The 9190-nt window shown below is 70.2% G+C and carries 8 protein-coding genes and 1 pseudogene; 3 read left to right on the top strand and 6 right to left on the bottom strand.

The window, feature by feature from the left end; translation table 11 throughout:
• Window positions 1–160, bottom strand: a pseudogene (locus ACLBXO_RS27245) (flagellin); the annotation flags it as partial.
• Between the two features lie 357 nt (window positions 161–517).
• Here ACLBXO_RS27245 and ACLBXO_RS27240 point away from each other — a divergent pair.
• Complete coding sequence (locus ACLBXO_RS27240; RefSeq protein ID WP_331317733.1) at window positions 518–1087, top strand: glycosyltransferase family 2 protein; 570 nt, start codon at window positions 518–520, stop codon at window positions 1085–1087.
• Between the two features lie 49 nt (window positions 1088–1136).
• Window positions 1137–1934, top strand: a complete 798-nt coding sequence (locus ACLBXO_RS27235) for a glycosyltransferase family 2 protein (RefSeq protein ID WP_447687358.1) — start codon at window positions 1137–1139, stop codon at window positions 1932–1934.
• Between the two features lie 54 nt (window positions 1935–1988).
• Here ACLBXO_RS27235 and ACLBXO_RS27230 read toward each other — a convergent pair whose 3' ends face one another.
• From ACLBXO_RS27230 to ACLBXO_RS27220, 3 genes are all read right to left on the bottom strand, one after another.
• Window positions 1989–3200 carry a hypothetical protein gene (locus ACLBXO_RS27230; RefSeq protein ID WP_331317735.1) on the bottom strand — a complete coding sequence of 404 codons (1212 nt, stop codon included), beginning with the start codon at window positions 3198–3200 and terminating at the stop codon, window positions 1989–1991.
• 148 nt (window positions 3201–3348) lie between these two features.
• Window positions 3349–5667, bottom strand: coding sequence for a Tex family protein (locus tag ACLBXO_RS27225; RefSeq protein WP_447687357.1), 2319 nt, complete (start codon window positions 5665–5667; stop codon window positions 3349–3351).
• 76 nt (window positions 5668–5743) lie between these two features.
• Window positions 5744–5980 (bottom strand): hypothetical protein, encoded by a 237-nt coding sequence (locus ACLBXO_RS27220; protein WP_331317739.1) that lies wholly within the window; start codon window positions 5978–5980, stop codon window positions 5744–5746.
• A 439-nt stretch (window positions 5981–6419) separates the two neighbouring features.
• Here ACLBXO_RS27220 and ACLBXO_RS27215 point away from each other — a divergent pair, with 439 nt between their 5' ends.
• Entirely contained in the window at window positions 6420–6620 is a 201-nt protein-coding gene (locus tag ACLBXO_RS27215; protein WP_331317740.1) for a hypothetical protein, read from the top strand.
• Between the two features lie 23 nt (window positions 6621–6643).
• Here ACLBXO_RS27215 and ACLBXO_RS27210 read toward each other — a convergent pair whose 3' ends face one another.
• Complete coding sequence (locus ACLBXO_RS27210) at window positions 6644–6811, bottom strand: hypothetical protein (RefSeq protein WP_012319939.1); 168 nt, start codon at window positions 6809–6811, stop codon at window positions 6644–6646.
• 186 nt (window positions 6812–6997) lie between these two features.
• Entirely contained in the window at window positions 6998–9157 is a 2160-nt protein-coding gene (gene mdoH, locus ACLBXO_RS27205; RefSeq protein ID WP_447687356.1) for a glucans biosynthesis glucosyltransferase MdoH, read from the bottom strand.
• Window positions 9158–9190: the final 33 nt, after the last annotated feature.

Raw genomic sequence — 9190 nt, 5'->3', positions numbered from 1 at the left:
CGAGGGCCTGGGAGGTGAAGAAGTTGGTCGGGTTGTCGAGGGCGGAATTGACCGTCTTGCCGGTCGCGAGCCGGTTCTGGGTGGTCGCCATCAGCTGGGCGGTATCCTGCAGCGAGAGCAGGTTCTGACGCGTGGCGGCCGACAGGGTGATGGAGGACATGGGTCAGATCTTTCTGATTTGATGCACCCGTTTCTCGGGTGCGCCAGTAATCGTCCCCCAGGTCTTTCGTAGAGGTTAAATCGATCGCGGACTCCGCCCGCGCTCGCAAAGAGCATTAATGAACCGTCTGCCAAATGCGATAAGTATTTATAGATCGACGGGGGCGTTCAAGGTCCATTAACCATCCGCGGCCATACCTTGCGGCGCAGGCCAATTCTGTCACGCCTGTCCGCGGGGAGCCGATGCGGCCGGCACGGAGAGGACGGGGCGCACCTTGCAGGGAGCTCAGCTGTGATCGCTCAAGCGTCTGGTGATGTCGGCGACGCCGCGCCTTCCGCGGCGACGAAATTTCCCCACGTGGCCATCGCGATCCCCTGCGGGACCATGGTCCACGCGGACTTCGCCGTCAGCCTCGGATCGATGATGCACTCGCTCGGCGAGATGCCGATGTCGATCGTCGTCGGGAAATCGTCGATCGTCGCCGATGCCCGCAACCTGGGCCTCGAATTCGCCCAGAAGTACGGGGCGGAGTACGTCCTGTTCATCGACAGCGACATGACCTTCCCGAAGGAGGCCCTCCTCAAGCTCCTCGTGCGGCAGGTCGACATCATCGGCGCGACCTATTCTCGGCGGACTGCCCCGTTCCACTTCCTCGGCGACATCCTGCCGGAGCAGCCGGCCGACGCGCCGAAGGGCCTGCTGGAGATGGCGCGGATCCCGACCGGCTTCCTGCTGATCAAGTCGACGGTCTTCGACAAGCTGAAGAAGCCCTATTTCCGCTTCCGCGTCGACGAGGAGGCCGGCGTGAACATCGGTGAGGACTTCGACTTCAGCGACCGCGTCCGCGCCGCCGGCTTCCGCATCTGGTGCGACCCGTATCTCAGCAAGGAGCTCGGCCATATCGGCGAGCAGTCCTTCAAGCTCTGACTGCGTCCCGCGCCCCGGCGCGCGACGCCCGACACGGTGAGGCGTGGGAATGAGGATCGCGATCATCACGCCATCGAGGCTCAAGCCCTCGACCCTGGCCGGCAAGGACGGCCAGTACTTCCTGGAACACGCGATCGAGAGCGCAAACGCTCAGGAACTGGACCGGCCGGCGACGATCCACTTCTTCGTCGGGATCGATCCCGGGATCGAGGTCCCGGCGCGGCTCCTCGCGCACCCGCAGGTCACCTTCGCGCGCGGCGAGCACCGCGGCCAGATCCCCGCACTGAATGCGGCGATCCGCGCCGTCGACGACAGCTGGGACCTCGTCGGCTTCCTCGAGGACGACGATCACTGGCTGCCGCCCTATCTGGGCTTCGCGCTCCGGGCGCTCGAGAGCTACGATTTCGTCTCCTCGACCCAGCTCGAGACCGACGAGGCCGGCGAGGTTGTGCGGATCAACGACTTCGCGACGCCGTCGGGCTGGCTCATGCGGCGTACAACCTTCGCGCAGGTCGGCGCGATCAGCCCGGCCTCGAAGTGGCACTACGACAACGAGTGGCTCGGCCGCCTCGCCGAGACCGGCCTGCGCCGCGCCCACCTCGTCGAGGCAACCGCGCCCGTCACGCTGCAGGACGCGGTCCAGGTCCGCCCGTGGCTCGCCAACGTCCTGCGCAACGGCGGCCCCAACGTGCAGCTCGTTCGGCACGGCTACGTCCTGCCGCTGGTGTGCCGCCTCGTGCATCCGGGCTCCGGGACCTCGGATGTCGGCCAGGGCGGCACCTCCAAGGCCGAGAGCAACGCCGAGTACCAGCGGCTGGTCGACCGCTTCGGCCGCATTCCCTGGTGAGGGGCCGGGTGCAGCACCCGGCGCCCGCAGGCGGATGGTGTGGGGGCGGGCGCCTCAGGCGGAAGGCCCCTGAGCCCGCCCGCGCAGGGCCTCCTGGAACGCCGCGAAGACCCGGCGCATCTGCGGCGCCTTGTAGGGAAACAGGTCCACCGGATCCATGTCGTGGACGACCATCCCGGTATCGGCCTCGAAGATCAGCAGCCGGCCGTCCGCGCTCTCGGCGCAGTCGATGATCAGGTAATCGAGGCCGATCCTGCGGTGGATCTCGGCGAAGGCGGCGCGGTGGCGCTCGGCGAAGTCGGTGTCGAACGTGGCCATCGCGGTGGCCTCCACCTGCCGCTTCACCGGATCCTCCAGCATGCCGGCATTGAGGTAGTGGATCATCCAGTGGTCGCGGATGGCCATGTGGCACAGGAACGGCACGCCGTCGATCAGGACGACGCGGAGCTTCCGGAACAGGCCGTCGGGACCGCGGTAGTCACAGTACTGCGTGACGTAGAACGCCTCGGCGGCCGTGTGCGCGAGGTAGAGCTGCAGATCTTCCGCCCGATCGATCTTCTGCAGATCGTTGCCGGCATGCGTGTCCAGGGGCCGGACGAGGAGCGGGTAGGTCGGGCCCTCCGTCTGGCGGGACACCGCCGCGATCAGGACGGACCGGCTCACGCGGACCACGTCGGGCGCCAGGATCCCCCCCGCGCCGCGGAGCGCGTCCGCGATCCCGTGGCGGGAGGTCTTGAGGACGTGGCGCGGGTGATTGACGATCGGCCGCGTCCAGTGGTCCGCCGCCGCCGCGAGGGCTTCCAGGAGCGGCTCGGCGGTCCGCGAATAGGCGATGCCCGTGACGATCACGTCGTGCGCCGGCAGATCGCGCGGCAGCGGCTCTCCGGGCCGGAGGTAGAGGTAGGTGAGGCCGAAATCGCCGTCGTTCAGCAGGAAGTCGATCGGCGTGTTGGCCATCAGATCGCCGGCCGTGACCAGGACGAGGACGCGGATTCGCGCCGGATCCGGGTTCGAGCGCAGCGAGAAGAGGCGCTGCCCGTCCAGGACCTCGTTCTGGAGTGCGAGGCCTTCCGTGAAGCGGTGCTTCAGCAGCAGGATCGTCGCCATATCGAGCGCCGTCCCCGCGTCGAGAGCGCTGTCGCCGCCCTCCGCGAGGATCTCGGCGGCCAGGGCGGCCATGTCGGCGCCCTCGAAGGCCGCCCGGATGAGGCGTGCCGGGCCGATCATCGGGTTCGGGTTGTCGATCCCCGCAACGTGCGCTTGCATCAGAGCCTCCGAGCCGTGGGACCGCCCCGGCGATCCCGGCAGCGCGATCAGGTGTTTGGAATCGCGCTCCGCGGCACGACACCCGCATTCAAACCCCACGGAGGTTTACGAAGCGCTAACCATGTTGGCGGGCGCGGCGACGCGATGCTCAACCGCGCCGGGGCGCGGCGCCCGCACGCCGGAGCGCCTCGGCCAGGGCCCCGCCCGCCGCGGGTTCCGGGCTCGGAGTCGGACGGCTCCGCGGCGCATCCTGCCGCGGCTCGTTCGTCCGACGGACCGGCTGCGCGGGCTCGACGGGATCGTCGAGGCGCATCGACAGGGCGATGCGCTTGCGCGGGACGTCGACGTTGAGGACCAGCACCCGGACGACCTCACCGAGCCGCACCACCTCGGTGGGCGACGCGATCCGCCGCCGGGCCATCGCCGAGATGTGGACGAGTCCGTCCTGATGGACGCCGATGTCCACGAAGGCCCCGAAGGCGGCGACGTTGGTGACCACGCCCTCCAGCTGCATGCCGGGCTTGAGGTCCCCGATCGTCTCGACGCCCTCCTTGAAGTGCGCGGTCTTGAATCCCGGCCGCGGGTCGCGCCCCGGCTTCTCGAGCTCCGCGATGATGTCGCGCACGGTCGGCAGGCCGAAGCGCGCGTCGACGAACGGCTCCGGCGCGAGGCGGCCGAGGAGCGCGCCGTTGCCGAGAAGGACGTGGATGTCGCTCTTCGTCGCCTGGAGGATGCGGCGGACCACCGGGTAGGCTTCCGGGTGGACGCCCGACCCGTCGAGCGGGTCGTCGCCGCCCTGGATACGGAGGAAGCCGGCGGCCAGCTCGAAGGTCTTCGGGCCCAGACCCGGAACCTTCTTGAGCGCCGCGCGCGTCCGGAACGGACCCTGTGCGTCGCGATGGGCCACGATCCGCGCCGCCATCGCGCCGCCGAGGCCGGAGACCTGCGCCAGCAGGGCCGGGGAGGCCGTGTTGACGTCCACTCCGACGGCGTTGACCGCGTCCTCCACCACCGCCGAGAGCGACCGCGACAGCTTCGCCTCGCTCACGTCATGCTGGTACTGACCGACGCCGATCGACTTGGGATCGATCTTGACCAATTCCGCCAGGGGATCCTGGAGGCGGCGCGCGATCGACGCGGCGCCGCGATGGGACACGTCGAGGTCGGGCAATTCCTTGGCGGCGATCTCGGAGGCCGAGTAGACCGAGGCGCCGGCCTCGGAGACCATGACCTTCGCGAGAGGCAGGTCCGGGTTGGCCGCGATGATCTCCGCGGCGAGACGCTCGGTCTCGCGGGACGCGGTGCCGTTGCCGATGGCGAGAAGCTCGACGCCGTGCAGGCGGCACAGCCGGCCGAGCGTCGCGACGGCCTCGCGCCAGCGCCGCTGCGGCTCGTGCGGGTAGGTCGTCTCCACCGCGACGACCCGCCCGGTTCGATCCACCACCGCGACCTTCACGCCGTTCCGATAGCCCGGGTCCAGGCCCATCGTCGCCCGCCCGCCCGCCGGGGCGGCGAGCAGCAGATCCTTGAGGTTGCCGGCGAAGACCGTCACGGCCTCGTCCTCGGCGCGCTCGAAGAGTCGGCCGCGCAGATCCTGCTTGATCTCGGTCCGGATCTTCGTCCGCCAGGCCGCGCGGACCGTGTCGAGGAGCCACGCATCGCCGGCCCGCCCGCGCGCGGCGATCTCGAAGCGGCGGCAGATCGCCGTCTCGAAGGGCCCGGGGAGGCCGGGCGCCGACTCCTCGCCTTCCGCGGCGAAGGCGACGTCGAGCACCTCTTCCCGCTCGCCACGGAAGATCGCCAGGATCCGGTGCGAGGGCATGCGCTCCAGCCGCTCGGTCCAGTCGAAGTAGTCCGCGAACTTTGCCCCCTCGTTCGCCTTGCCCTTGCGAACCTGCGCGACGAGCTGGCCGGTCCGCCAGTAATCCGCCCTCAGGCGCCCGACGAGGTCGGCGTCCTCGGCGAAGCGCTCGATCAGGATGGCCCGGGCACCCTCCAGCGCCGCCTCGACGTCCGGCACGCCGCGCGCGCCCGACACGTGAGCGGCTGCGACCGACTCGGGCGCGCGGTCGGGTCGGGTCAGCAGGGCCTGAGCCAGCGGTTCGAGGCCGGCTTCGCGGGCGGTTTGCGCCTTCGAGCGCCGCTTGGGCCGGAAGGGCAGGTACAGGTCTTCCAGCCGCGCCTTCGTGTCGGCGGCGTCGAGGGCCGCCGCCAGGGACGGGGACATCTTTCCCTGCGCCGTGACGCTCGCGACGATCGCGGCGCGCCGCTCGCTGAGGTCGCGCAGGTAGGACAGTCGCTCCTCCAGCCTGCGCAGCTGCGTGTCGTCGAGGCCGCCCGTAGTCTCCTTCCGATAGCGCGCGATGAACGGCACGGTCGCGCCGCCGTCGAGGAGCGCGACCGCGGCGGCAACCTGCGCCTCCCCGACACCAAGTTCCTCGGCGATCAGAGCGTTCACGGCTTTCATGGCTTCTCCGACTGGGGTCGCGGCGACGGACAGGTCGCCGACGTGGAGCGCCAAGCCGTCGGAAACAAGGCGATGGTCAGGCGCCCGGTCGCGCCTCCGCCTCCGCCTTCGCGGCCCGGGCGCAGTCCAGGATGCGGTGCCGGGCGACCGGATCCTCGATCGCGAACCACAGGTTCAGCAATTCCTCGGTCATCGAGAGGTCATCGTGCTGGCCGGACTCGAAAAAAACGTCGACCGAACAACCGAGAGTCTCGGCCAGATCGCCGAGGATGCGGCGCGACCGCTCGTTCGGAACCCTGTTCTCGTTCACCATCGCGTCGATCCGCCTCGCAGCGCCTACAGGTGCTGCCGCAAGAATGCCCTCGCTCCCGCCCGCAACGGCCTAGAGCATCGAGATCCAGACAATCCAGTCAAGTCCGGGCGTCGCCGTGGCGATGGGGCGTCAGGCAACCGAGTGCGCATCCCAGTCTCGCGTGCCAGTCTCGCGCGGAGGTCGCAGTCACCGGGGATCGCGGGCTGGCCGCCGGCTTCGCCTGGCACGGATCTCGCACAACCGTCTGTGGATCAGATCGCGAAGGATAGCTGGCACGATACTGAACAACCGACCTTCCGGCGATCCGTCCGCGAGGACGAAAGTCTTCGCGCGGCGCGGCGAGCGAACAGCACGCCTCGACGACCGAAACGCGACGTCATCGGGATGTCACCCGCTCGTGGAATTCTTCCTCTCGCATGTCCCGGAAAGGGAGGCGCCTGTGCAGTTCGAGATCCGAGAGCGCAGCCGGTCGCTCTGGTCCTGGGTTCTCGTCAACGAGACAGACGAGCCCGTCATCGAATCGCGACGCTGCTTCCCGTCCCGAGCCCAGGCCACGGCTGCGGCCCTGGCCTTCTCGCAGCTCGTCGCCCGCGCCGGGCGGAGCTTGGGCGGTGGCCCGCGCCAGGTCGGCTTTCTCTGACGCCGCCGCCGGACGCGCGGAAGTCAGGTCGTCCGGATCCGGTGGCGCACGAGGCTGACGACGCTCGTCGCGGCGATGACGCAGCCCACCCCCATCGCGCCGAGGCAGCTGATGGTGCGTATCGGTTCGCCGCGGGCCAGGACGATGGCCACCGCGAGCGGCAGGAGCAGGAACACGAACAGCAGGGTCATGACCGGATCCGAGTGACGATGTTCGAGTCTAGGATCCGAATGGTTAATCACTTCTCACGGTTCGGTCCTGTCGGCCGACACGATGGCCCTTACGATCGTCGCGGACCGACACTTCTCTGCGAGCGGCACCGAGCGTTCCAGGCGCTCGCGCCGGCTGCGGACGCGCCGCGGGCTGCCGTACCGGGATCAGCGTCCGCTCTCGTCGAGGCGGACGAGCCTGTCCACCAGGGCCCGATCGTGCAGGAGCGCCATCCGCTCCTTCGGCGAGAGCCAAGCCTGGGCCTCCGCGACCGTCTCGGCCTCGCAGATCTTGGCGGTGGCGAGCGTCTGAGCGGGATCGATCGCGCCCCGGGGCCGCCGCTGTCCCACGGGAAGCATGCGGGTGTGGGCGCGCGCGAGTTCGGGATCGCCGTGAAGGGCCGCGAGGGAATCGGCGTCGTCGAACCCGAGCTGCGCGTTGCGGACCGCGAGGGAGGCGGCCCGGACCGCGATCTCCGGCGGCGCGGCCTCTTCCGGCGTGGCGAGGAGCAGGCGGCGCTTCAGCGCTAGGCCGAGCCCGAGCTGGCCGCTGGCCCAGGAGATCGGGATCGCCAGCACCAGGCCGAGGATCGTCGGGCTCATCCAGAGGAACAGCGAGGTCGCGATCGCGAAAGCGGCGACACCCGCCACCAGGCCCAGCAGCGTGTGCCAGCGATGGCGGGCGACGATGTCGCGCAGCGGGATCGAGCCGTCGTCGCGCCGCTGCGGGTTCCAGCCCGTGTCCCGTCCGAGCAGGATTCCCATCACGGAGCCCGACTGGATCACCATCGCCACCGGCGCCACGAGGGCGGACAGCAGGATCTCGACGAGGCTCGACAGGACGAGCCGCCCGGCCCCCCCGCAGGCGCGCCGCACCGGGCCGTCCAGCAGCGCCAGGATCAGGCCGAGAAACTTCGGCGCCAGCAGGACCGCCATGGTGAGGCCGAACAGCTGGAGCGCGCGGACCGGGTCGAAGCGCGGGAAGACTGGCGAGAAGCCGGCGCCGCCGAAATAGTCCGGCCGCTCCGTGGCCGTCTGGAGCACCAGCAGGATACCGACCACTAGCTGCAGCAGCCACAGCGGCGACGCGAGATAGCCGGCGATCCCGGTGGCGAAGTGCTGCCGGGTGGCGGGATGCAGCCCGGCTGCGCCGATCACCCGCGCGTGCTGGAGATTGCCCTGCGCCCAGCGCCGGTCGCGCACGGCCACGTCGATCAGCGAGGGCGGGCTCTCCTCGTAGGAACCCGGCAGGCGGTGGAGCATGTACACCGCCCAGCCCGCGCGGCGGATCAGGGCCGCCTCGACGAAGTCGTGGGACAGGATGTGCCCGCCGAAGGGCGGCTTCCCTCGCAGGTCCGGGAGGCCGCAGGAATCCGCGAAGGCGCGAGTCCGGATGATCGCGTTGTGGCCCCAGTAATTGCCGTCCCGCCCGGACCACGCGGCGAGGCCCGCGGCGATGACCGGGCCGTAGATCCGGGCGGCGAATTGCTGGAGCCGGGCGAACAGGGTGTTGCGGTTGATGATGAGCGGGAGCGTCTGGATGATGCCGGCGTCCGGATCCGCCTCCATGGCGGCCGCGAGCGCCACGACCGCGGATCCGCTCATCAGGCTGTCGGCGTCCAGCACGAGCATGTGGTCGTAGCGGCCGCCCCACCGGGTGACGAAGTCGCCGATGTTGCCGGCCTTGCGGTGATGATTCTTCGGGCGGTGCCGGTAGTAGAGCCGGGCCTCGGGGCCGAGCCGGCCGCGCAGGTCGAGATATGCCCGCTCCTCGGCGATCCAGGCGTCGGGCTGGGTCGAATCCGAGAGGACGAACCAGTCGAAATGAGCGCCGAGGCCGGTCGCCTCGACCGCCTCGCGCATCGCCTCGACGCCCGCGAAGGTGCGGGCCGTTGCCTCGTTGTAGACCGGCATCAGGATCGCGGTCCGCGTGCGCAGCGCCGTCGGGACCGGCCTCGGCCGGGGCCGGCGCAGCAGCGTCCCGAAGCCGAGCACCGCGCTGGTGAAGGCCAGGGCGATCCACGAGAAGGTCAGGCAGAACAGCACGACGAGCACGAGCTGGAGCGCGGTCGGGCTGCCGGAGACCGACACGGTCTCGACCATCTGCCAGCCGCCGAAGGCCGTCAGGGCCAGGGCGCCGCCGAACACCAGGACCCGCTCGGGCCAGGGCGTCCGGACCCGGCGCTCCGGCCGATGCCCGAGGCCCGGATCCCATCGGGCCAGATCCTGGACGGGCATGGACAGGGGCGCTTCGGGCGGGAGGTAGCGGCCGCCGTCGGTCGCGGTGTCGCGGCCGGACACGGAGTCCGTCGCTGGCGGCAAGGTCATGGTCTCGTCCAGTCGCACGGGGTTGGCCGGTCC

This window comes from Methylobacterium sp. C33D (genome assembly GCF_053345825.1).
The sequence above is the reverse complement of the archived record's forward strand: the minus strand, read 5'-3'. Positions and strand labels throughout refer to the sequence as shown.